At 69.6% G+C, this 23,102-nt stretch carries 19 protein-coding genes; 5 read left to right on the forward strand and 14 right to left on the reverse strand.

Annotated elements, in window-relative coordinates:
- Positions 1 to 273 precede the first annotated feature (273 nt).
- Both AC1RIF_RS04240 and AC1RIF_RS04245 read left to right on the forward strand, forming a co-directional pair.
- Entirely contained in the window at positions 274 to 1,149 is an 876-nt protein-coding gene (locus tag AC1RIF_RS04240) for a class I SAM-dependent methyltransferase (RefSeq protein ID WP_492600142.1), read from the forward strand.
- Between the two features lie 50 nt (positions 1,150 to 1,199).
- On the forward strand, positions 1,200 to 1,625 hold the full coding sequence (locus tag AC1RIF_RS04245) for a hypothetical protein (RefSeq protein WP_492600143.1): 426 nt from the start codon (positions 1,200 to 1,202) through the stop codon (positions 1,623 to 1,625).
- Positions 1,626 to 1,780: 155 nt separating this feature from the next.
- Here the strand turns inward: AC1RIF_RS04245 and AC1RIF_RS04250 are convergent, their stop codons facing one another.
- From AC1RIF_RS04250 to AC1RIF_RS04265, 4 genes are all read right to left on the reverse strand, one after another.
- Positions 1,781 to 2,923 (reverse strand): metallophosphoesterase, encoded by a 1,143-nt coding sequence (locus AC1RIF_RS04250; protein ID WP_492600144.1) that lies wholly within the window; start codon positions 2,921 to 2,923, stop codon positions 1,781 to 1,783.
- Positions 2,924 to 2,926: 3 nt separating this feature from the next.
- Complete coding sequence (locus tag AC1RIF_RS04255) at positions 2,927 to 4,666, reverse strand: VWA domain-containing protein (RefSeq protein WP_492600145.1); 1,740 nt, start codon at positions 4,664 to 4,666, stop codon at positions 2,927 to 2,929.
- A 147-nt stretch (positions 4,667 to 4,813) separates the two neighbouring features.
- A complete protein-coding gene (locus AC1RIF_RS04260) occupies positions 4,814 to 6,997 on the reverse strand; it encodes a malate synthase G (RefSeq protein WP_492600146.1) in 2,184 nt (727 codons plus the stop codon).
- A 385-nt stretch (positions 6,998 to 7,382) separates the two neighbouring features.
- On the reverse strand, positions 7,383 to 9,200 hold the full coding sequence (locus tag AC1RIF_RS04265) for a multicopper oxidase family protein (protein WP_492600147.1): 1,818 nt from the start codon (positions 9,198 to 9,200) through the stop codon (positions 7,383 to 7,385).
- A gap of 282 nt (positions 9,201 to 9,482) precedes the next feature.
- Here AC1RIF_RS04265 and AC1RIF_RS04270 point away from each other — a divergent pair, with 282 nt between their 5' ends.
- Positions 9,483 to 9,839 (forward strand): VOC family protein, encoded by a 357-nt coding sequence (locus AC1RIF_RS04270; RefSeq protein WP_492600148.1) that lies wholly within the window; start codon positions 9,483 to 9,485, stop codon positions 9,837 to 9,839.
- Positions 9,840 to 9,890: 51 nt separating this feature from the next.
- Here the strand turns inward: AC1RIF_RS04270 and AC1RIF_RS04275 are convergent, their stop codons facing one another.
- On the reverse strand, positions 9,891 to 10,367 hold the full coding sequence (locus AC1RIF_RS04275) for a hypothetical protein (protein WP_492600149.1): 477 nt from the start codon (positions 10,365 to 10,367) through the stop codon (positions 9,891 to 9,893).
- A gap of 109 nt (positions 10,368 to 10,476) precedes the next feature.
- Here AC1RIF_RS04275 and lplAB point away from each other — a divergent pair, with 109 nt between their 5' ends.
- On the forward strand, positions 10,477 to 11,526 hold the full coding sequence (lplAB, locus tag AC1RIF_RS04280; protein WP_492600150.1) for a lipoate-protein ligase LplAB: 1,050 nt from the start codon (positions 10,477 to 10,479) through the stop codon (positions 11,524 to 11,526).
- Positions 11,527 to 11,615: 89 nt separating this feature from the next.
- On the opposite strand, the gene AC1RIF_RS04285 is transcribed toward lplAB, so the two are convergent.
- The 8 genes from AC1RIF_RS04285 to AC1RIF_RS04320 all read right to left on the reverse strand — a co-directional run bounded on the left by AC1RIF_RS04285 (position 11,616) and on the right by AC1RIF_RS04320 (position 20,850).
- Complete coding sequence (locus AC1RIF_RS04285) at positions 11,616 to 12,146, reverse strand: hypothetical protein (RefSeq protein WP_492600151.1); 531 nt, start codon at positions 12,144 to 12,146, stop codon at positions 11,616 to 11,618.
- A 154-nt stretch (positions 12,147 to 12,300) separates the two neighbouring features.
- Positions 12,301 to 13,179 carry a 3-methyladenine DNA glycosylase gene (locus tag AC1RIF_RS04290; protein WP_492600152.1) on the reverse strand — a complete coding sequence of 293 codons (879 nt, stop codon included), beginning with the start codon at positions 13,177 to 13,179 and terminating at the stop codon, positions 12,301 to 12,303.
- Positions 13,180 to 13,184: 5 nt separating this feature from the next.
- The gene (locus AC1RIF_RS04295; RefSeq protein WP_492600153.1) at positions 13,185 to 14,273 is read right to left on the reverse strand and encodes a hemolysin family protein; all 1,089 of its coding nucleotides are present in this window, start codon (positions 14,271 to 14,273) and stop codon (positions 13,185 to 13,187) included.
- Entirely contained in the window at positions 14,266 to 15,639 is a 1,374-nt protein-coding gene (locus AC1RIF_RS04300; RefSeq protein WP_492600762.1) for a hemolysin family protein, read from the reverse strand. The genes AC1RIF_RS04295 and AC1RIF_RS04300 overlap by 8 nt, the downstream gene beginning before the upstream one ends.
- A 322-nt stretch (positions 15,640 to 15,961) precedes the next feature.
- On the reverse strand, positions 15,962 to 17,398 hold the full coding sequence (locus AC1RIF_RS04305; protein WP_492600154.1) for a GuaB1 family IMP dehydrogenase-related protein: 1,437 nt from the start codon (positions 17,396 to 17,398) through the stop codon (positions 15,962 to 15,964).
- Positions 17,399 to 17,439: 41 nt separating this feature from the next.
- Positions 17,440 to 18,510, reverse strand: coding sequence for a pirin family protein (locus AC1RIF_RS04310; RefSeq protein ID WP_492600155.1), 1,071 nt, complete (start codon positions 18,508 to 18,510; stop codon positions 17,440 to 17,442).
- A gap of 88 nt (positions 18,511 to 18,598) precedes the next feature.
- Complete coding sequence (locus AC1RIF_RS04315) at positions 18,599 to 19,462, reverse strand: DMT family transporter (RefSeq protein WP_492600156.1); 864 nt, start codon at positions 19,460 to 19,462, stop codon at positions 18,599 to 18,601.
- Positions 19,463 to 19,467: 5 nt separating this feature from the next.
- Positions 19,468 to 20,850: a DEAD/DEAH box helicase gene (locus tag AC1RIF_RS04320; RefSeq protein WP_492600157.1), complete on the reverse strand. Its 1,383-nt coding sequence runs from the start codon at positions 20,848 to 20,850 to the stop codon at positions 19,468 to 19,470.
- A 155-nt stretch (positions 20,851 to 21,005) separates the two neighbouring features.
- Here AC1RIF_RS04320 and AC1RIF_RS04325 point away from each other — a divergent pair, with 155 nt between their 5' ends.
- Entirely contained in the window at positions 21,006 to 21,509 is a 504-nt protein-coding gene (locus tag AC1RIF_RS04325; RefSeq protein ID WP_492600158.1) for a nucleoside deaminase, read from the forward strand.
- Between the two features lie 66 nt (positions 21,510 to 21,575).
- Here AC1RIF_RS04325 and gnd read toward each other — a convergent pair whose 3' ends face one another.
- Positions 21,576 to 23,036, reverse strand: a complete 1,461-nt coding sequence (gene gnd, locus AC1RIF_RS04330) for an NADP-dependent phosphogluconate dehydrogenase (protein ID WP_492600159.1) — start codon at positions 23,034 to 23,036, stop codon at positions 21,576 to 21,578.
- Positions 23,037 to 23,102: the final 66 nt, after the last annotated feature.

The following is a 23,102-nucleotide window of genomic DNA, read 5'->3' on the forward strand; positions in this document are numbered from 1 at the left end:
CCCCCCCCCCCCCCCCCCCCCCCCCCCCCCCCCCCCCCCCCCCCCCCCCCCCCCCCCCCCCCCCCCCCCCCCCTCCCTCGCCCTTTCGTGCAATCGGCGGTGGTGCCGACAGTCGGAGATCCGTGCAGTACGGAACCCTGAGGAATCCCGAATTCGGCCGCTGATGTCGGCGTCCGACGGAGAAGTGGTCCGGCCCGACGTCCCCGCACCACACAACTCGGTCCCGTCGGGCAGCCGTCGACGGGACGGGTTCGTTCCGATACCGAATCGTCGTTGACCGGCCCGACTGGGCTGGCAGATGATCGATGGATGGTCGAGGTGCCGGACGAGCTGCGGACTGCGCGACTCGCGGAGTTGTTCGATCTCGTGGCCGACAGCTACGACAATGTCGGGGTGCCCTTCTTCGGTCCGATCGCGGATCGGCTGGTGCAGGAGGCAGGGCTGCGACCGGGTGCACGCGCGCTCGACATCGGGTGCGGACGTGGCGCGGTGCTGTTCCGGCTGGCGCAGGCCGTCGGCCCCCGCGGGGACGTGATCGGCATCGACGTGTCGCCGAAGATGGTCGCGGCCACCGCGCACGACGCGCGCGCCCGGGGGCTGACGAACGTGACCGTCCAGGTGATGGATGCGATGGAACCGACGCTTCCGCGGGGCGTGTTCGACACGATCACGGCGTCCTTCATGATTTTCTTTCTGCCGGATCCGGCGGCGGCCCTGACGGCATGGCGATCGCTTCTGGTGCCGCACGGCACCGTGGGTGTGTCGACGTTCGGGGCATGGGATCCACGCTGGGAGCAGATGGAGGACCTGTTCGGGCCCTACCGGGACCGCGGCATCTTCAGTGTCGATCCGCGGGATCCGAACGGGCCCTTCGGGAGTGACGCCGCCGTCGAGGGGCTGATGCGCACTGCCGGCCTGGTTCATCCACGCACCGTCAGTTTCGATCTCCATCTGTACTTCGACGACCCGGAGCAGTGGTACACGTGGACACGCTCGCACGGGCAGCGGCAGCTGTGGGATGCGATTCCCGCCGGCGAGCTCGAGCGGATCCGGGATGCCGCGCTCGCGCGGGTCGACGGCTGGCGCGACGAGCAGGGTCGGATCACGTCACGGCACCGGATCAGGTTGACGTACGCGCAGCGGCCGTAGATCGGTCGGGGCGCTCGGCGACGGGAAAGGGAGGCATGTCGCGGATACTGGTGGCGGTGCTCGTGGTTGCGGCCCTGTTCGGGATGGGAGTCGTGTCGCTGCGGGCGTTGTCCGACGTTGCGGGGGATAACGGCGCGCGACCGCTCGAGAACAGTGCGTTCACTGTCCGCGGGCGGACCGTCACCTGTGCCGAGGTGATTCCGGCCGGGTGCGGCTTCGAGCTTCAGCAGGCCTACGACCGCTGGGGAGAGGGCCTCGGTGCGTATGTGATGAGCGATCTCGGTCCGTGGGGTAGGGGACTGGGGCCCCAACAGGCGGCGCAACTCGGCCTCGAAGCGTGCATCACCGCCAGTGTCCCGGGGCGGACGTTCCTGGAATATCTCGATCGGGTGCGAACCGACCGGCCGGAAGCGACCAGTCCGGAGATGTTCCCGTTCTGGGATCAGGCGGGCCGGATTCTCTGTCCGTCGCCGTAATCCCACCGCCTACGCAGGAACTGGCGCCACCGTGGCACAAAGTCGGTCCGGGACGGAATGTCTAGGAATTCGGAAGTTTCGATCGGTACTGCAGGCATCTCGCCTTACGGACGTACCTGGTTCCGAGCCGCCTCTACAAGGGCGGCGGATGCCCGTCACGCCGCCGGGCGGCTGGCCAACTCCAGGATCGTGATCTCCGGCGGGGCACCCACTCGAACCGGTGGTCCCCACGCGCCCGCGCCGCGGGATGTGTAGATGACGGTGTCGCCGATGCGGTCGAGTCCGGTCACCGACGGCTGCTGCAGGGGGACGAGGTATCCGAGCGGCCACATCTGTCCACCGTGCGTGTGACCCGACAGCTGCAGGTCCACACCCAGCTCCGACGCTTCGACGGCCTGCTTCGGCTGGTGCGCCAGCAGCAGCACGAAACGGTCGGGATCCCGTCCGGCCAGCGCCGCGGGCAGGTCCGGCTCGAACGGGGCAGGCGAGGTGAGATCGTGGATGCCGGCGAGGTCGATCACCGCACCGCCGCGCGCGACCTCGACGCGTTCGTTGCGGAGCGTGTGGATGCCGAGTTCGTCCCACAGATCCAGCCAGGGGCCGCCGTCGCCGGCGTAGAACTCGTGGTTGCCGCTGACGCCGTACACGCCGAGCGGTGCGTGCAGATCACGCAACGGCTCGAGGTCCGGCCCAACCTTCGCGACGGTGCCGTCGACCAGGTCGCCGCCCAGCAGGATCAGTTCGGGCTTCTGCGCGTTGACCAGTTCGACGACCTTGCGGGTGAACCCGACGCCGCGTGAGGGCCCGACGTGCAGATCCGTCACGAGCGCGATCCGCATGCCGGCGAACTGGCTCGGCAACCGCCGCAGCGGCACCCGCACACGCTCGATGCGCGGTGTGTGCGCCTCGGTGACGCCGTAGCCGGCCGCGCCGACGGCGGCGACCGCGACCGCGGCGGTCGCCCCGCGCAGCACGCGGCGCCGGGACGGGTCGGTGGGTTGCGGTCGCCCCGTCAGGCGGGCGATTCCGGATCCGGCTGCCACCAACGCCAACCCGAGCACCAGGTACAGCAGCGCCGCGAGCCACACCCAGCCGACGAAACCGGGGATGCGGGCCCATGCCGGGTCGAACACCTCGCCGCTGCCGACACCGATGAGGGCCAGTGCCCACAGGACGATCAGTGCGATGTCGACGGCGCGGGCCGCGCGCCCGGTCAGGCCGGTGGCACGGACGAGGCGGCGGTGCACCCACCAACTGACCAGCGCCAGGAAGACGCCGAAGATCGCGATGCGAACCATGACCTACGACAGCATCTGTGCGAGTGCGGCACCGAGGTCGGGGCCCTGCGTGGACGCCACCGCGGTGAAGGTTCCACCCGTCTGTTCCGCCATCGCCTGCAGGGTGGCCTGGTCGCTGTTCTCGGCGATCGAGACGACGTCGACCCGGACCGGTTTCGACGAACCGGTCAGCGCACGGGTGAGCTGCTGCTTCGAGGTGGACGTGTCGTCGTTGGGCCCGTCGGTGATCAGCAGGACGGAGTTGGGGCGGTCGGCCACGAAGCCGTCGACCGCGCCCTTGTGCGCGGCGATCACCGACGCGTACGTCGACGTCGCGGTCGCCGGGCGCAGCGACTGCAGCGCGCTCTCCAGCTGTGACCGTCGGGTGCCCTCGGACAGAGACCCGGTGGCCACCTTCACCAGGTACGGCTTGTTGCCGTCGAGCCCGCGGCTGTACACCCACAGGCCGATGTCGGACGAGTCGGGCAGGTTCGCGATCTGTTGGGACAGCGCATCGACGGTGTTGCTCAGACGGGTGCCGGTGCCGTCGTCGTAGCCCATCGAGCCCGAGACGTCGAGCAGGATCGTGGTGGCCTGCGGGACGGCGGGATTCGCGAACGTCTGCTGTAGGTGCTGTTGGGCCGGTCCGCTGGCCGGCGCGAGCACCTGCCCAAGTGGGGGCATCGGCGTTTGCTCGGTTGCGGCGGGGGAAGTGTCGCCGACCCGGAAGCCGGCGTCGACCAAGTACTGGGCCTGCTCGGGCTGACGCATGAAGTCGGTGAGCTGGGCGGCGGCTCGGCTGAGGGTCTCGTCGACCCACGGTGCCGACAGGATCGCGGCGGGATGGTCGGCGACCGGAGTCGCACCGGCGGGTGTGAAGGCGACCAGTCCGGACGCCTTGTCGCCGACGGCGCGGAGCTGCTGCTCGGTGGACGGGACGGCATGGAAGGTGGCCGTCGCGGGATCGCGCTGGTCGGCGAGCGCCGAGATGGCATCTGTGGTCGAGGTCGGGACTCCCTCGATGGCCTTGCTGCCGTTCGCCAGTGCGGCGATCGCGGCGTTCACCTTCGGCGACGCGGCCTGCGTCTCGTCGAGGGGGCCCGAACCGACGTCTGCGGTGGCCGCGGCGACGGCGTCGAGCGCCTGATCGGTGGGGGAGCCCGCGGGCAGAGCCAGCTTCAGGGAGTCCCAACCGCCGAGACCGAGTCCCGCGAGCGAGTCCTTGCCGGACTGCAGCGCGGGCAGGTTCTGCCACCCGCTGCCCGCCGCGGTGAGGGCGAGCGCCAGTTCCTTCGGGGCCGTGAGCACCACGGGACTGGTGGCGAGTGATTTGGGCTGTCCGTCGATGACAGCGGCTGCGCGGTTGACCGACTGGCTGCTCGACGGGATCCACAGCGCCGGGGCCGGGCCGAGATCCGCGTTCCACGGACCGTCGGGCGCGCCGCTCAGCGCCTCGGCGACGGCCTCCGAGTCGTGTGCGGTCACCGACACGGACACACAGTGATCCCGCACCACCGGATCGGTGGCGGTGTAGCGGGCCGCCAGCTCGCGGATCTGGTCGGCGATGTCCGGGGATGCGGCCACCTCGAGCGTGGCGTCGCCTTCGACGCACGCGCCGGCCGCTGCCGATCCCTGATCGCTGGTGCGGTCCCGCAGCTGGAACCAGCCGACAACGGCGAGAACCAGCAGAATCACCGACACCACGGCGATGACCGGGCCCTTGCTGACGCCGCGTGCCCGTCGGTCACTGCGATGTTGCCCCACGTGTTCAACCGCCTTGCTTCACACCGAAGGACCGGCTCCTGACCGGCCCTGACGAACGCAGTCTAGTTGCGAATACGGACATCCCGACGCACGCGGCCCCGGCACCTGTGACGGTGCCGGGGCCGCGTGCAGGCCGGTTCGACGAGATCAGGCGTTGGCGGCCTTGTACTCGCGGCGACGGCGGTGCAGGATCGGCTCGGTGTAGCCGCTGGGCTGCTTGCCGCCCTCGAGGATCAGCTCCTTGGCCGCCTGGAAGGCGATGTTGGAGTCGAAGTCCGGCGCCATGTTGCGGTAGGTGGGGTCGCCGTCGTTCTGGCGGTCGACGACGGGCGCCATGCGTTCGAGGCTGGCGACGACGTCGGCCTCGGTGACGATGCCGTGGCGCAGCCAGTTCGCGAGGAGCTGGCTCGAGATACGCAGGGTTGCGCGGTCTTCCATGAGGGCGATGTCGTGGATGTCGGGCACCTTGGAGCAGCCGACGCCCGCGTCGATCCAGCGGACCACGTAGCCGAGGATCGACTGGCAGTTGTTGTCGAGTTCCTGCTGCTTCTCCGCATCCGACCAGTCGGTGGACGGCGCGAGCGGGATCGTGAGGATCTCGTCGATCGTGGCGCGCGGCTTGCCCTTCAGCTCGTCCTGGACCGCGAAGACGTCAACCTGGTGGTAGTGCGTGGCGTGCAGGGTCGCGCCCGTGGGGGACGGCACCCACGCGGTGTTGGCGCCGGACTTGGGGTGGCCGATCTTCTGGGCGAGCATGTCCGCCATCAGGTCGGTCATGGCCCACATGCCCTTGCCGATCTGTGCCTTGCCCTGCAGACCCGTCGCGAGCCCGGTGTCGACGTTCCAGTCCTCGTACGCGGCGATCCACGTCTGCTTCTTCATGTCGGCCTTGCGGACCATCGCGCCGGCTTCCATGGAGGTGTGGATCTCGTCGCCGGTGCGGTCGAGGAAGCCGGTGTTGATGAACACCACTCGCTGGTCGGCTTCCTTGATGCAGGCCGCGAGGTTGACGGTGGTGCGGCGCTCCTCGTCCATGATGCCGACCTTGAGCGTGTTCGCCGGCAGACCCAGGACGTCCTCGACGCGGCCGAACAGCTCGGTGGTGAACGCGACCTCCTCGGGGCCGTGCTGCTTGGGCTTGACGATGTAGATCGAGCCGGTGCGGCTGTTGTTCAGCGGGCCGTGGTCGTCGTCGATGCTCAGGCCGTGGACCGCGCAGGCGCTGGTGATCAGGGCGTCGAGGATGCCCTCGGGCAACTCGTTGCCGTCTGCGTCGAGGATGGCCGGGTTGGTCATCAGGTGTCCGACGTTGCGCACGAACAGCAGCGAGCGGCCGTGGAGCGCGAGCTCGCCGCCGTCGGGTGTGGTGTAGGTGCGGTCACCGTTGAGCGTGCGGGTGACGGTCTTGCCGCCCTTGTCGAACGACTCGGACAGGTCGCCGCGGTTGAGTCCCAGCCAGTTCCGGTAGCCGATCACCTTGTCGTCGGCGTCGACGGCGGCGACGGAGTCCTCGAAGTCCATGATCGTGGTGATCGCCGACTCGAGCACGACATCCTTGACGCCGGCGCCGTCCGTCTTGCCGATCGGCGACGTCGGGTCGATCTCGATCTCGACGTGCAGTCCGTTGTTTCGCAGCAGCACCGAGGTGGGGTTGTCGCCGTCGCCGAGATAGCCGACGAACTTCTCCGGCTCGGCCAGCGTCGTGACGACCTCGCCGCCCAGTTCGACGGCCAGCTTGCCGTCGACGACGAAGTAACGGGTCGCCTCGGTGTGCGACCCCTTCGCGAGCGGGGCGGCAGTGTCGAGGAAGTCCCGGGCCCACGCGATGACCTTGTCGCCGCGAACCTTGTTGTAGCCCTTACCCTTGTCCGCGCCACCGTCCTCGGAGATCGCGTCGGTGCCGTACAGGGCGTCGTACAGCGAACCCCAGCGGGCGTTGGACGCGTTGAGCGCGAAACGCGCGTTGAGCACCGGCACCACCAGCTGCGGGCCGGCGGTCGTGGCGATCTCGGCGTCGACGTTCTCGGTCGCGACCTGGAACGGCGCCGGCTCGGGCAGCAGGTAACCGATCTCCTGCAGGAACGCCTTGTACTCGGCGGCGTCGAGCGGCTTGCCGGCGCGCTCGCGATGCCACGCGTCGATCTGCGCCTGCAGGTCGTCACGCTTGGCGAGCAGCGCCTTGTTCTTCGGCGCCAGGTCGGCGAAGACCTTGCCCGCACCCTCCCAAAACGCCTCCGGGCTCACGCCGGTGCCCGGAAGAGCCTCATCGTTCACGAAGTCGTAGAGAACCTTGGCGACCTGAAGACCACCGACCTGCACGCGTTCAGTCATTGAACTGCCTCACTTTTCCGGTACCACCAGCGGCATCCACGGCGGGACGCCGAACGGGACGACAACAATGTTACCCGGCGGTAGCTTCCGGAGGAGATCAGTCCGGTGCGGCTGCCGGGGCATCGACGAATACAGCTGAAGAGCTGAGGCGCGTGAGGTGGGCGCCGACTGCGGTGGGACGAACGGTTCGCGTCCGGATGCAGACTCGATCATGAAAGGCGAGTTGGCCGATCGTGCACAGATGATACTGGCCGGTCGCCATCACCGCGCGACGGGCTGTGACGCCCGGGATGCGGGACGCTGAGCGGTCGAGTGTCGGCGGCGAGCGGTGCCGCGCGCACGCCGGGCCGCCGCGTACGCGATCGCGCAAGCGGGAGGTGGGCGCCTACCCGTGCACCCGGATCTGCTGCATCATGTCGTGATCCTGGTGTTCGAGATTGTGACAGTGCCACGTGTACCCGCGGATCTCCTGGTCGGTGCCGTGGTGCCCCTCCGCGTCGCTCGGGACCGGGATCGGTGAGTCCGGGTCGAAGCCGAGGTCGTCGACCGAGGGCCAGTGCACGAGGATGGTCAGGACCGCGTCGGATTCGACGAGCGTGGTGTCCTTCCAGCCCGCCTCCCACGCGGCCGGCGGCGCCTGCTCCCCGATGAGGAACGGGGCCGGATCCGGCGCCCAGCGGATATCGTCCTCGAGCGGCGGGAGCGAGGCCGCCATGTAGCCGGCCGTCCACAGCTTCTGCCGGCCGAGTACCCGGAACCGGGCCAGGTGCAGGTGGACCGGATGCTCGAACGGAAAGGTGTTGACGATGTGCCAGATCTCGGTTGTCCCGGCCCGGGCGACGTCGACGTCGTCGGTGAGGAACGGCAGATTGTTGATCGTCCCCAACAGTGGCAGCACCGCGGCCGTCCGGTTCAGGTCGAAGCGTGCCAGGAACGTCATGACCCGGGTGCGGGTTACGCCATCGGTGGTGGCGGGCGCGACTACCGGGGGGAGCCCCGGTCCGCCGCGCAGCCGCTCCGGCATCCGAGCCGGTGCGACCGCTGCCCGATCCGCGTCGAACCGCATGATCTCGCGCAGCGCCGGGACCGCGAGCACAGCATTGCCGGAACTGTTGAGGGCGTTGTTGACGAGTGTCACCGACTCGCCCGGCGCGAGCGCCGAGAAGTCCACCAGCAGGTCGGCGCGCTCCCCGGAGGTCATGACGATGTGGTCGGTGTCGACGGCCGCGTCGAGCAGGCCCTGGTCGCCGCCGATCACCTTGAACCGCATCCCATTCGAGAACCCGAACCGGTAGGTGCGGGAGTTCGAGCCCTGCAGCAGTCGTAGCCGATACAGCGTGCGCCGCGCCGTCATGCGTGGCCATGCGACTCCGTTGACCACGGCAACGTCCCCGAACTGGTTACCCTGGTTGTAGCCGGCCGGCTGGTAGCGGGCCATCCGCGGTTGCAGCGTGCCGTCGGCATTGAACATGCGGTCCTGCACGATGATCGGCACCTCGAACTCCCCGGCAGGCAGCCCGAGCGGGTTGTCGGCGCGGCCGGTGTCGAACTCGTCGCGAAGCAGATAGAACCCGGCGAGCCCGGCCTGCACGTTCAGTCGGGTGTTCGCCATCGCGTGGTCGTGGTACCAGAGAGTCGCGGCCTCCTGGGTGTTGGCGTAGTGGTTGGTCTGCGTGCCGCCACGCCGCCACGCGATCAAGGGGTGCCCGTCCGAGTCCGGACGGCTCGGCGCGCCGTGCAGGTGCACCGTCGTCCGCGGATTCGTCCGGTCTTCCTCGGTGGCGCCGTGCATTGTCAGGTCGACGGCGTCGCCGAGTGGATTGACGCCGACCGAGTTGGTGAACGACACCGTCGTCGGCGTGCCGCGACGAGCCTCGAGAGTGGGGCCGAGAATACCGGCGTGGTAGCCCAACACCGTCGTAGCCGGCAGATCGGGGTGGTACGTGTGGGTGCTGGACTGTGCGGTGAGCGTTCCGGACGCCGTCGTACTCGGCAGCCGCGGAAGTTCGGTGACGAACCGGCGTAGCGGCGGTGACGAGAAGTTCAGCGGACTCGGGTCGGTCGGTGGCGGTAGATCCGGGATCGGGACCGGCAGCGGTGGAACGGGCACACCCGGTGCTGCCGAGGCCCCCGGCGTCCCCAGCCAGCCGAGCGCCGCGATCGAACTCGTCACTCCGAAGAATCCCCGTCGTGAAATTTTCATCGTCGAACTCCTTTGGCTGTGTAAGGCCTCAATGGAGATGCAACTCGTCGGGATGTTACCGGCGGGTCGGAAGTGACACGCCGCTATCGGTCACACCCGAACGACCCGCTGCCGTAGGGCCTGAGGTCCCTGTGCGCTTCACCGACGGCGGGTCGAGGTGTGTGGGCACCGGCTGTGCGTAAGGATGATCGAGCACAATGCGCCGTTGGTGAAGTCCGAACGTGTCCGCTCGGCTCACTCACCGCCACCCGTGCCGAAGTTGACCAAGTACAGGAGGCACGAGTGAGCGACTACGACGCCAAGATGATCATGCTGTCGGTCGAGAACCTGGACGAGGCCCTCGAGTTCTACACCGGGACCCTCGGGATGACGCTGAAGTTCCGCGACGGCGCACACTTCGCCGCCCTGGACGGCGGATCGGTGACGATCGCGCTTGCGACCGCCGTCGACCACCCGATCCCCGGCAAGGTCGTCGTCGGCATCAAGACCGCCGACGTCGATGCGGCGGCGAAGGCGATCGAGGAAGGCGGCGGGGCCATCATCAAGGGCCCGTACGACGACGCCCACGAGCGCCGTGCAGTGGTCTACGACAACAACGGCAACGGCCTGGTGTTCTACAGCCCGCTCGCCCGCAAGTAGTCGGGTGAAGGTGACGGCCCGCAGCGTGTGACGTTGCGGGCCGTCACCGCGCTATGCCGATTGCCCGACGGCCGCGGTGGCCATCTTCGCCGCGGCGTCGGCGAGCGGAACGCCGTCTTCCGCGAGCACCGGAACGAGCAGGTCCATGGTCTTGCCCAGCAGGACCACGAGCAACACACGCAGCGCGCTGATGTCGGCGACGATGCGGACCCGGTCGGTGCTCACACACGACAGCCGCGAGTACGCCTGTTCCACCGTCTGCCACTCGCCACGCAGACCCTCCACCAGCAGCTGCGCACGCACCACCGGTGCAGCTGCCGGATACAGATGCTCCTCGGCGGCCCGATGCCACGGGCGCAGCGTGAACTCGGCGAAGTCGACGACGGCGCGGTGCGCGGCTGCGAACTCGGCATCGTCCGCGCCGACGGTGCGGAACACGTCCCGTTCGAGCCCCGCGATCCGGCCGAGCAGGTCGAACATCGTCGCCTGCAGCTCTACTGCCGCTTCCTGATTCGTCATCTCGGTCATCGAAATCCTCTCGTCCCGTGAGCTCGGCACTGCCCGCCGACGATCACACAGTAGGGGTCCCCGGTTGCCGCATCACTGCGCTGTCGCACTCACCGATACGCTTTCTGTCGTGCGTGGTGAATACAAGGTTCCCGGTGGCAAGCTCGTGGCGGTCGACATCGAGGTGGAGGACGGACAGCTGTCCCGGGTGGCGGTGTCGGGTGACTTCTTCCTCGAACCCGACGAGGCGCTGAGCGAGATCACCGCATCGGTCACCGGCATGTCCGTGGCGGCCGACGCCGCGCAGCTGGGCAAGGCGATCTCCGACCGGCTCGGCGACGACGTCTCGATGATCGGCTTCACCCCCGAATCGGTGGGCATCGCGATCCGGCGTGCCCTCGGCCATGCGACGAGCTGGCTCGACCACACCTTCGATGTCATCGAGCCGGTGGTGCTGGACCCGGCGATGCACGTCGCGCTGGACGAGGTGATCACCCGTGAGGTGGCGATCGGCGAGCGCCGTCCGACGCTGCGGTTCTGGGACTGGGATTCCCCGCTGGTGGTGCTCGGGTCGTTCCAGTCGGTGCGCAACGAGGTGGATGAGGAGGCCGCGGCCCGGCACGGCATCGGGATCGTCCGGCGCATCTCCGGCGGCGGCGCGATGTTCATGGAGCCCGGCAACTGCATCACCTACTCGCTGTCGGTGCCGACCTCGCTGGTCGACGGGTTGAGCTTCGAACGCTCCTACGAGTTCCTCGACCAATGGGTGATGGGCGCGCTCGCCGACGTCGGCATCAAGGCCCGCTACGTGCCGCTCAACGACATCGCCTCCGAACAGGGCAAGATCGCCGGCGCCGCCCAGAAGCGTTTCGCGGCCGGTGCGGTGCTGCACCACGTGACAATGGCCTACGACATCGATGCCGACAAGATGACCGACGTGCTGCGTATCGGGCGGGAGAAGATCTCCGACAAGGGCATCACCAGTTCCGGTAAGCGGGTCGACCCGATGCGTTCGCAGACCGGCATGGCGCGCGACGCCATCATCGCCGCCTTCCTCGCGCATTTCCGCGCCCGCTACGACACCCACACCAGCACCTACACCGACGCCGAACTGGCCGCCGCGCGCGAGCTTGTCGACGCCAAGTTCACAGCCCCGGAGTGGACCTACCGCGTGCCGTGACCGCCGGCGCCGCGCGCGAATCGACGCCGTGCGTGCGCAATGGTGCGCGCGGGACGTCGATTCGCGCGCGGGGCGCGACGGCTCGACTGCTACAGCGATCCGGTGCGGCCTTCGGCGTTGTGCTGGTTGGCAAGATCCGTAGCGGCGTTGGCGCCGAGGTCGGCCCCCACGGAACCGCCGGCGAACCCTCCGATCAGCGTTGCTGCAGCCGTCGCGGCAACAGCGGGCCCCAACGTCACCGGCCAGGAAACGGGACCACCCGCTGCGACAACGGCGGTGGCAATGGCCGCGACGGGCACGCCGACCAACGAACCCCCGATCACCTGGCCGGCCGTAGCTCCCAGGAACTGGCCGGTGTCGGTGTAGTCCGCGACGCGCTGCTGGGGCGTGGGTGCGTACCCGAGCTGCAGAACACTGAACGGTCGCGCGTTCAGGTCGTACGGGTTGTACAGCGGCGGAGCCTGGATCTGCGGAACGTCCGGCAGCGCAGGGATATTCGCGGATCCGGTGTCCTGTGCGTGCGCGGTTCCGGCCGAGGCGGCGACGATCGCGACCGGCAACGCGCCGGCGACGACGGCGCGTTGCGCCCAACGGTTCTGCTTCGCAGCATGGCGAGCCATGAGAATTCCCCCTGAGTTCGGTGCCGCGTGGGACGCGGCGATGGTGTGCATCGGCGTCCCGGGCGGGCGCCGCAGGGCTGCGGTTGACGCGCGAGATGTGCTCGAAATGTCCCCCCAGACCGTCGACCAACTTATATGTGACGGTGGGAAATATCTAATCGGGGATGGTGGCCAGCAGTCCCCGGCACCGGTCGACCAGGCGGGCTCGCAACTGAGCGGCCCGCTCGGCCAGCGCGATCTGTTCGCGGACGTAGTCGGCGCGGCCCTGCGGGGTCTCGATGCGGACGGGCTCGTAGCCGTAGTCGGAAAGGTCGTAGGGGCTGGCCTTCATGTCGAGTTCCCGCGCGTCCGTTGCCAGACGGAAACACTCGATGACCAACTCGGATTCGACGAGCGGCCCGAGCTTGGTGGCCCACTTGTACAGGTCCATCCCGGCGTGCAGGCAGCCCGGCTGTTCGCGCGCGACCTGTTCGTCGCGCGAGAGCGGTGTCTCGTTGCGGGGGACCGCGTCGGGGGTGAAGAAGCGGAAGGCGTCGAAGTGGGTGCAGCGCAGACTCATCGACTCGACCACCTCGTCGGTGCCGGTGTGTCCGAGCCGCAGCGGGACCTGCGAGTGCCGTACCGCCTCGTCGCCGCCGCGGTAGACCATCGCCCACTCGTGCAGGCCGAAGCAGCTCAGGTGCGGGCGCCGCTGCGCGGTCGCGGACAGCAGTGCGGCAATGAACTCGACGGTCTCCCGCCGGTGCTCGAGGACGTCGGGGGAGACGCTGACCCCCCACTCGGTGGCCGCGTAGCCGGCGTACTTCAGGTAGTCGGTCGCCGCGGGACCGGTGAGCGCGGTGCCGAATCCCGGATGCCAGCGGCGCAGCAGATTCGGGCGCACGCTGTAGTACATGAACAGGAAGTCGTGCACCGGGTGCCGCTCGCCGGCCGCGCGACGTCGCAGGTGCGGCCCGACGAGATCCGCCACCACCTCGCGGTGGCGGTCTCGTCGGGCAGTCCACACCTCTTCCGGCAGAACTGCCGAACTCACAACTCTCAGACCGCCTTCTGACCGGGAATCACATCGACGATCCGGTGTGTGCCGTCGCGCACGGTGCCGACGAACTCCTCGACCAGATCCTCGAGCGCGACGATACCGATCACGCTGCCGGACGCATCGACCACGGCCCCCAGGTGTGAGCTGGCGCGACGTAGCCCGGCGAGGGCGTCGTCGAGCGGCAGGGTCACCGAGATGCGGGGCAGCCGTCGGATGTCGGAGCGCGGGATCACCGTCTCCGGTCCGGCCGACTCGTCGGCGACCCGGTCGAGCACGTCCTTGAGGTGCAGGTAGCCGACCAGTGCACCGTCGGCGTCGCGCACCGGGTACCGCGAGTAGCCGGTCTCGATGACCGCCTCCTCGACGGAACCGAGGGTGGTGCCGTTGCCGGACAGCGGCACCGTGCGGACCTTGTCGGACGGGATCATGACGTCGGCGACCGTGCGGCCCTCCGTCTCGAGCGCCTGCGTCAGCCGCCGGTGCTCCTCCTCGTCGATCAGGCCCTCGGTGTGGGATTCGCCGATCATCTCCGACAGTTCGATCGCCGACACGGTGGCGTCGAGCTCGTCCTTCGGTTCGACCCGCAGCATCCTCAGGATGCCGTTGGCGCTGATGTTGTAGAAGCCGATCAGCGGGCGCACCAACTTGATGAACCCGAGGTGGATCGGCACCAGCAGCATCGCGGTCTTCTCCGGTCCGGCGATCGCGATGTTCTTCGGGACCATCTCGCCGAGCAGGATGTGCAGGACCACGACCAGCGACAACGCGATCGTGAATGCGATCGGGTGGAGCAGGCCGTCGGGCACGCCCAGCGCGCCCATCGGGGCCTCGATCAGGTGCGCGATGGCCGGCTCGCCGACCTTACCGAGCAGGATCGAGCAGATCGTGATGCCCAGCTGCGCGCCGGCGAGCATCAGCGACAGGTTCTCGCCTGCCGTGATGACCGTGCGGGCCCGCTTCTTGCCCTGCGCGTGCAGGGCCTCGAGGCGGTCGCGGCGGGCGGTGATGAGTGCGAACTCCGCGCCGACGAAGAACGCGTTGCCGGCCAGCAGGACGACGGTGAGTAGAACACCGAACAGGTCACCCACGGTGGTTCTCCTCCCGTGTCACGCCGATCGCGGGGACCGGGGTCAGCAGCACCCGGTCGATCCGGCGGCCGTCCATGGTCAGGACCCGGGCGATCCAGCCGCGGCCGTCGGGGCCGATCGGGTTGCCGTGCGAGTCGGGCAGCGGTACCTCGTCGCCCTCGACCGGGATCCGGCCCAGGCAGGTGAGGACCAGGCCGCCGAGGGTGTCGTATTCGCCCTCGGGGGCGGTGTACCCGGTGGCCCGGGTGATCTCGTCGGTGCGCAGCAGACCCGAGCAGGACCAGCTGTGACCCACGCGCTGGACGTCGATCTCCGGTTCGTCGTGCTCGTCGCGGACGTCGCCGAGGATCTCCTCGATCAGGTCCTCCATGGTGACCATGCCTGCGGTGCCGCCGTACTCGTCGACGACGAGCGCGACCTGCATGCCGTCGGAGCGGATCTGCTCCATCACCGAGTCGCCGTCGAGCGTGGACGGGACGACGGGCACGGCCTGTGCGAGGCTGTCGAGCCGTGTCACGGCGCGACGCGGCGCCGGGACCGTGAACGCGTGCTTGATGTGCACGACGCCGACCGTGTTGTCGAGGTCGCCGTCCACGATCGGGAACCGGGAGAACCCGGTGCGTGAGGCGGCGTCGATGAGGTCGACGACGGTGGCGTCGGTGTCGAGGGACTCGATCTTCACGCGCGGCGTCATCAATTCCTCGGCGCTGAGCTCGCCGAACCGCAGCGAGCGGTTCACCAGCAGCGCGGTCCCGGCGTCCAGCGAACCGCGTTCGGCGGACGTCCGGACCAGGGACCCGAGCTCCTGCGGGGACCGGGCGGAGCGCAGTTCCTCCGCAGGTTCGATGCCGAGGCGTCGGACCACCCAGTTGGCGGTGCCGTTGAGGCCGTTGATCGCCCACTTGAAGATCAGTGAGAAGCCGGCCTGCAGGCCCGCGGTCGCGCGGGCGGTGGGCAGCGGCCGGGAGATGGCGAGGTTCTTCGGGACGAGTTCGCCGAAGATCATCGAGAACGACGTCGCGATGATCAGGGCCAGCGCCAGCGAGATTCCGCTCGCGGTGGAGGCGGACAGCCCGATGGCGTCGAGCAGTGGGGTGATGAACCGGGCCAGCACCGGTTCGGCGAGGTAACCGGTGATCAGCGTCGTGATCGTGATGCCGAGCTGGGCGCCGGACAGCTGGAACGACAGCGTGCGGTGCGCGTGCTGGACCTGTCGGGCGCGTCGATCACCGTCACGCGCGTGGGCGTCGACGGTGCTGCGCTCGAGTGCGGTGAGTGAGAATTCTGCCGCCACGAAGATGGCGGTGCCTGCGGTCAAGGCTACGAAGCCGACCAGGCTGAGGGTGGTGAGGGCGATGCCTGCGATGTTCACGTCAGCACCGCCCACCGAGTAGTTCGGGGCCGCCGGGTTTGTCTCCCGGCTCGGTAGAGGACCCCTCCGAGGTCTCGGAGGAACCTTCGACACCGGCGGACTCGGCATTCGAGCCCGGGGAGGTTGCTACGGAGGGTGCGTCGGGGGGCGTGTGTATGGGTGCCTCGGGCACCTGGGTCCTCTCTGTCGGGCGGCGCGGTACGTCACGAACAACGGATGCTGCGCCGAGCATATTTCCGGAAATAGAGCTTCCACTGTACCGGCCGAGGCATGAATGGGATGAAACAGACATACGATCGCGCTGTTCGCGTGGGTGTCACCAACCGGTCGGGAGTGGACGTCCCTCGGCGAACCCGGCCGCCGACTGGACACCGACGATCGCCTTGTCGTGCAGTTCGTCGAGGGTCCGGGCGCCGGCGTACGTGCAGGTGCTGCGGACGCCGGAGCAGATGTGGTCCAGCAGGTCCTCGACGCCCGGTCGCGCCGGGTCGAGGAGCATCCGCGACGTGGAGATGCCCTCCTCGAACAGGCCCTTGCGGGCGCGGTCGAACGCGGTGTCGTCGATGGTGCGGGCCGCGACGGCCCGCTTGGACGCCATCCCGAAGCTCTCCTTGTACCGGTTGCCGTCCCGGTCGATCCGCAGCTCGCCGGGCGACTCGTAGGTTCCCGCGAACCACGACCCGACCATCACGTTCGCGGCGCCCGCCGCCAGCGCGAGCGCGACGTCACGCGGATGCCGGACGCCACCGTCCGCCCACACGTGCGCGCCCAACTCGCGCGCGGCGGCCGCGCACTCGGCCACCGCCGAGAACTGGGGACGGCCGACGCCGGTCATCATCCGGGTGGTGCACATCGCACCCGGGCCGACGCCGACCTTGACGATGTTCGCGCCCGCCTCGATCAGGTCCCGGGTACCGCGGGCGGACACCACGTTGCCGGCGACGAGCGGCACGCCCAGGCCGAGCGCGGCGACAGCGCGCAGCGCGTCGAGCATCCGCTGCTGGTGTCCGTGCGCGGTGTCGAGCACCAGCAGGTCGGCGCCCGCGTCGGCGAGGGCCTTCGCCTTGGCCGCGACGTCGCCGTTGACACCGACCGCGGCGGCGATGCGCAGTTTGCCGTGCTGGTCGACCGCGGGGGTGTAGATCCCGGCCCGGATGGCGCCGGTGCGGGTGAGGACACCGGTGAGCAGGCCGTCGGCGTCGACGATCACCGCGAGCGGGTCGTGCCGCGACTCCAGCAGGGCGAACACCTCGCGGGGGGTCGCGGTCACCGGTGCGGTCGCGAAGTCGCGGACGGCGACGGCGCCGACGCGCGTGAACCGGTCGACGCCCGCACAGGACGACTCGGTGAGTACCCCGACCGGCTTGCCGTCCTCGACGACGACGGCGGCCCGGTGCGCGCGCTTGTGCAGCAGCGTCAGCGCATCGGAGACGGCGTCCTCGGGATCGAGGGTGATCGGCGTGTCCGCCACGAGGTGCCGGCTCTTGACGAACTCGACGGTCTCGGCGACCGCGGACGACGGCACGTCCTGTGGGATGACCACCAGCCCGCCGCGACGGGCGACGGTCTCGGCCATCCGGCGTCCCGAGACCGCGGTCATGTTGGCGACGACGATCGGGATCGTGGTCCCGGACCCGTCCGACGTCGCGAGGCTCACGTCGAAACGTGACGCGACGTCGGTCCGGTTCGGGACGAGGAACACGTCGTCGTAGGTGAGGTCGTACGGCGGGCGATGCCCTTCGAGGAACTCCACAGTGGCCGAGCGTACTGCCCGGACCGGCGCCGCGCCGGGAATCAGGCGGGCGCCGAGTCCGTCTCGTTCGCCGGTGCCGAATCCGGACGCTCGAGCCGTCCGTCGCCGTAGCGGGCGAAGCGGCCCACCTCGCGGTCGTGGACGGGTGCCTCCGACGGCCACGGCCAGCCGCCGAACCGGGTGGTCCGGTAATCGTTGTAGGCCGCGGCGATCTCGCGCTCGGTGTTCATCACGAACGGGCCCTGGGATGCGACCGGTTCTGCGATCGGCACCCCCTGGAGCATCAGCACCGTCGATTTGGTGTCCGCGCGCAGGGACAGGGCGTCGCTGTCGTCGGGCGCATAACCCCACCCGGATTCGAGGGACGTGCCGTCGATGTCGACGCGGGCGCCGTCGCCGTGCACGTACAGCACGCGCCGGGCGTCGGGTGAGGCCGCGGCGGGGAGGTCGACCACCGCGCCCGGTTCGAGGTCCACCAGCCAGATGGCCACGTCGGCGTCGTCCTCGGCCGCCCACGAGCGGGCGGGCGGCGCCAGCGGGTCCCGGTCCCCGAACCGTCCGGCGACGACTCGCACGTGCGCGGTCCCGGTGCCCGAGTCTCCGCCGCCGGTGACCTCGACGTCGGGGATGTCCTCGTTCCAGAGCATCTTGAATTCCGGCGGCGCGGACTTGTTGCGGGCCGGCAGGTTCAGCCAGATCTGGTAGAGCTCGAAGTCGTTGTCGCGGTCCCGGTTCAGCAGGGGAAACATCTCCGAATGGCTGACCCCGCCGCCCGCGGTGACCCACTGCACGTCGCCGCCGCCGTAGCGGGCTGACGCACCGGTGGAGTCGGCGTGATCGACGAAGCCGCGCCGGACGACGGTGATGGTCTCGAAGCCGCGGTGCGGGTGCGCGGGGAACCCGGGCACCGTGGTGCCGTGGTACATGTTCCAGCCGGACGGATGCCCGAAGTCCTGACCCAGCGGGCGGTCGGAGACGTCGACGGCGGGCGTCATGTCCGCGGTGCCCTCCGGATAGTGGTCGACGTGGTGGACCGCGAACAGGAACGGATCCAGTCCCGGCCACGGTCCGCCGAGGCGGAAGGTCTGTCCGGTACGGGTGCGTGCGCCCATGGTTCCTCCAGGGGTGTCGGAGCCGATAGTTGAACATTTGATTTCAATCTCACGGCTGTCAACGCCGACCGAACGTCGGACATTCCCGTCAGTCCGCGACCGGAGCGGGCGCCGGTCGCCGTGTGGCCTGATCGCGGGAGAGCGCGATCGTCGTCCACACCATGACGGCCCCGGCGACGACGATGACCGCGACGCCGACACCGGAGACACGCAGGCGTTCGTCGAGCACCACCATCCCGAGGAAGATCGCGATCGCGGGTTCGCCGATCGTCATGGCCGGCAGCGACGCCGACAGCGGGCCGACCTGGAACGCACGCTGCTGCAGATACACACCGACGATCCCGGCCGTGAGCAGTGCATACGTCTGCCAGGCGCCGATGACCTCGACGAACCCGTGCTCGAACAGATCGGTCACGTACTTGGTGAACGCCACCGCCACCCCGTACAGCGCGCCACTCGCGCCGCCGAGCAGCAGCGCCCGTCGTCCCGGGGCCACCCGCGGGGACAGGCCGATCGACGTCGCGACCGCGACGACGGCCACGGTCGCGGTCAGCGGGACGGCCCACTGCGACCACGGCGCGTCGGTGCCGCCCTCGGTCGGGTTGCCGACGACGAGGAACACCGCCAGCGCGGCGCTGAGCGCGAGCGCCAGCCCCCACGAACTGCGCGGGAACCGGGTCCCGGAGAACCGCGCCGACAGCGGCAACGCGAACAGCAGTGCAGTGACCAGCAGCGGCTGCACCACCAGCACCGAACCCAGTGCCAGCGCCACCACCTGCATCAGGTAGCCGCCGCCGTCACCGAGCAGTCCCGCCCACCAGCGGGGACTGCGCGCCAGACCGGCGATCAGCGACTGTTCCTCCGGGACCTGCGACGCCGCGCTCTGCTGTGCGACCGAGGCGCACGCGAACAGGAAAGCGGCGATCAAGGCGCACAGGACGGAGGCGAGCATCGGACTCAGGCACCCCCGCGGCGTCGGCGGCCGCGCGGTGCCGCACCGGGCCGGGCCCGACGTCCGTCACCGCGATCCGGTTGCTGCGCCCCGCCGCGGCCCTTCTGCGGTGTGGAGCCACGGGGCGGCAGCGCCGTGCCCCGCAGGGACACCCGGGTCGGCCGCTCGTCCTTCGCGACCTCGCGGGCCACCGGTTCCGGCACCGGCACGCCGCTGGGGCGGCGCGCCCCGGTGACGGTGGCCAGCCGGGGATCGTTCGGCCCGACCGTGATCGGTTCGGCCTCGACGCCGGCCGCGCGCATCACCTTCGCCGCGGCCGACCGCTCGTCCTCGGTCACCAGCGTGACCACCGCGCCGGACTCACCGGCCCGGGCGGTGCGGCCGGCACGGTGCAGGTACGCCTTGGCCTCGGTCGGCGGATCGACGTGCACGACGAGGGAGACGTCGTCGACGTGGATGCCGCGCGCGGCGACGTCGGTGGCGACCAGCACCGGGCGGGTGCCGTCGGCGAACTCCGCCAACGTCCGTGTCCGGTGCCCCTGCGGCTTGTCGCCGTGCAGCGCACCCGCATCGATGCCGACGGCCCGCAGCTGCTCGTGCAACCGGTCGACGCCGTGCTTGGTCCGCACGAACAGCAGCGTGCGTCCCGCACGGGACGCGATCCGCGAGACGACCTCCGGCTTGTCGGCCCGGTCGACATACAGCACGTGATGCGTCATCGTCTCGACCGACGCCTCCGGCGGCGCGGTCGCGTGCAGCACCGGATCGGTGAGATAGCGGCGGACCAGGGCGTCGACCTCGCCGTCGAGCGTCGCGGAGAACAACAGCCGCTGCGCCTGCGCGGGCGTGCGGTCGAGCACCTCCGTCACCTGCGGGAGGAAGCCCAGTTCGGCCATGTGATCGGCCTCGTCGACCGCGGTGACGACGACGTCGTCGAGGACGATGGTGCCCTGGGCGAGGTGGTCCGCGATCCGCCCGGGTGTACCGACCACGACGTCCGCGACCCGGGACAGTCGCACCGCCTGTGCCTTGAACGGCACGCCACCGACCAACAGCGCAATCCGCAGTCCCAGCGCCAGCGCCGATTCGTCGAGCGCCTTGTCGATCTGGGCGGCCAGCTCGCGGGTGGGGACCAGCACCACGCCGCGGGGCCGGCCCGGCCGACTCGCCTTCCCGATGAGCCGCACCAGCATCGGCAGACCGAACGCCAGGGTCTTTCCGGAACCGGTCGGCGCGCGGCCGAGCACGTCACGTCCGGCGAGGATGTCCGGGATCGTCGCCTCCTGGATCGGGAACGGCATCTTCACCCCGTCGCGCCCCAGCGCGTGTACGAGCGTGGGCGGAAGCCCCAGTTGAGCGAAGGTGGTGACGTCGGGGCGGTCGGACATCGGGATGGGGTGCCTCCGTGAGGGCCGGTGGGGTGCTGGGCCGCAGACCCGGCACGAACGCAGGTCGCGCGTGAAGTCACAGGCTACCGCCGGGTGACACAATCGAGGACTTCGTGCGGACGAGTCCGACGCCCGCAGCGCCCGAGGAGGTAGTCGTGTCCGAATCCGATCGTTCCGGATCGCCGGTGTCCGAAGTCGAGTTCCGGCATCTGCAGCGGTGCATCGAACTCGCCGCCGATGCCCTGCTGGCCGGCGACGAGCCGTTCGGGTCGGTGCTCGCGACCGCAGACGGGACCGCGGTCGCCGAGGACCGCAACCGGATCGCCGACGGCGACAGCACACGGCACCCCGAGTTCGAGCTGGCCCGCTGGGCAGCCGAGAACCTGAGCGCCGAGGAACGTGCCGGCGCGACGGTCTACACCTCGGGTGAGCACTGCCCGATGTGCGCGGCCGCGCACGCCTGGGTGGGGTTGGGCCGGATCGTCTACGTCGCCTCCACCGAACAGTTGGTGGGCTGGCTCACTGAGATGGGCGTGGCGCCGGCGCCGGTGACCCCGCTACCGATCCAGGCTGTCGCCCCCGGTGTCACGGTGGTCGGGCCCATCCCGGAACTGGTCGAGGACGTGCACGTGCTGCACCGGCAGCTCCACGGAGCCTGACCGTAGACGTGTGACGGGGGCGGACGCTGGTCGCGTCCGCCCCCGTCACATGTCCACCGACGAGGCTCAGGCCTCGATCTCGGAGCGGTCACCGCTCCAGAGGGTGTGGAACTTGCCCGGCATGTCGACGCGCTCGTAGGTGTGGGCGCCGAAGAAGTCGCGCTGACCCTGGGTCAGCGCGGCCGGCAGGCGATCGGCGCGCAGACCGTCGTAGTACGACAGCGACGACGCGAACGCGGGTACCGGGATGCCCAGCGAGGTCGCGGTCACGACGACCCGACGCCAGCTGTCGATCGCGTTCTCGATCGCCTCACGGAAGTACGGCTCGACGATCAGCGACGTCAGATCCGGGTTGGTGTCGTACGCCTCCTTGATGCGGTTGAGGAAGCGGGCGCGGATGATGCAGCCGCCGCGCCAGATCGTCGCCAGATCGCCCGGGGTGAGATCCCAGCCGTACTCGTCGCTGCCGGCGCGGATCTGGTCGAAGCCCTGCGCGTACGCGACGATCTTCGACGCGTACAGCGCGCGGCGGATGTCCTCGGTGAACTGCTCGACATCGGTCGGCTTCGCACCCAGCTCACCGGACGCGAGGCCCTGCGCGGCCTTGCGCTGCTCGCGCGAGCCGGACAGCGCGCGTGCGAACACGGCCTCGGCGATGCCGGTGACCGGCACACCCAGGTCGAGCGCCGCCTTGACCGTCCAGCGGCCGGTGCCCTTCTGCTCGGCGGCGTCGACGATCACATCGACCAGGGCCTTTCCGGTCTTGGCGTCCTTCTGGCGCAGCACCTCGGCGGTGATCTCCACCAGGTAGCTCTCGAGGTCACCGGCGTTCCACTCGGTGAACACGTCGGCGATCTGCTCGGCGTCGAAGCCGAGGGCGTCACGGAACAGGTTGTAGGCCTCGCCGATGAGCTGCATGTCGGCGTACTCGATGCCGTTGTGCACCATCTTCACGAAGTGACCCGAGCCGTCCGGGCCGATGTGCGTGCAGCACGGCGTGCCGTCGACCTGCGCCGAGATCGACTCGAGCAGCGGGCCGAGCGCCGCGTACGACTCCTTGGGGCCGCCGGGCATGATCGACGGGCCGTTGAGCGCGCCCTCCTCGCCACCGGAGATCCCGGCGCCGACGAAGTGCAGGCCACGCTCACGCAGCGCGGCCTCACGACGGATCGTGTCCGTGTACAGCGCGTTGCCGCCGTCGATGATGATGTCCCCGGGCTCCATTGCATTCGCGAGCTCCTCGATGACCGCATCCGTGGCGTCACCGGCCTTGACCATGATCAGCACGCGTCGCGGCTTCTGCAGCGCGCCGACGAACTCCTCGATGGTCTCGGTACGGACGAAATCACCGTCGTCACCGTGCTCGGCGATCAGCGCATCGGTCTTGGCGACACTGCGGTTGTGCAGCGCCACGGTGTGACCGTGGCGGGCAAAGTTGCGGGCGATGTTGGATCCCATAACGGCGAGCCCGGTAACGCCGATCTGGGCGCGGGCAGCCTCGGTGCTGGCAGAGGTCTCGATGGTCATGGTTACAGCTTCCCCCGTCGGCCCCGCAAAGCGCGAACCGGCCCCGCTGTTCGGGATATGGCACCC

The sequence above is a fragment of the Prescottella sp. GW823-FHT02E09 genome, from assembly GCF_058797375.1.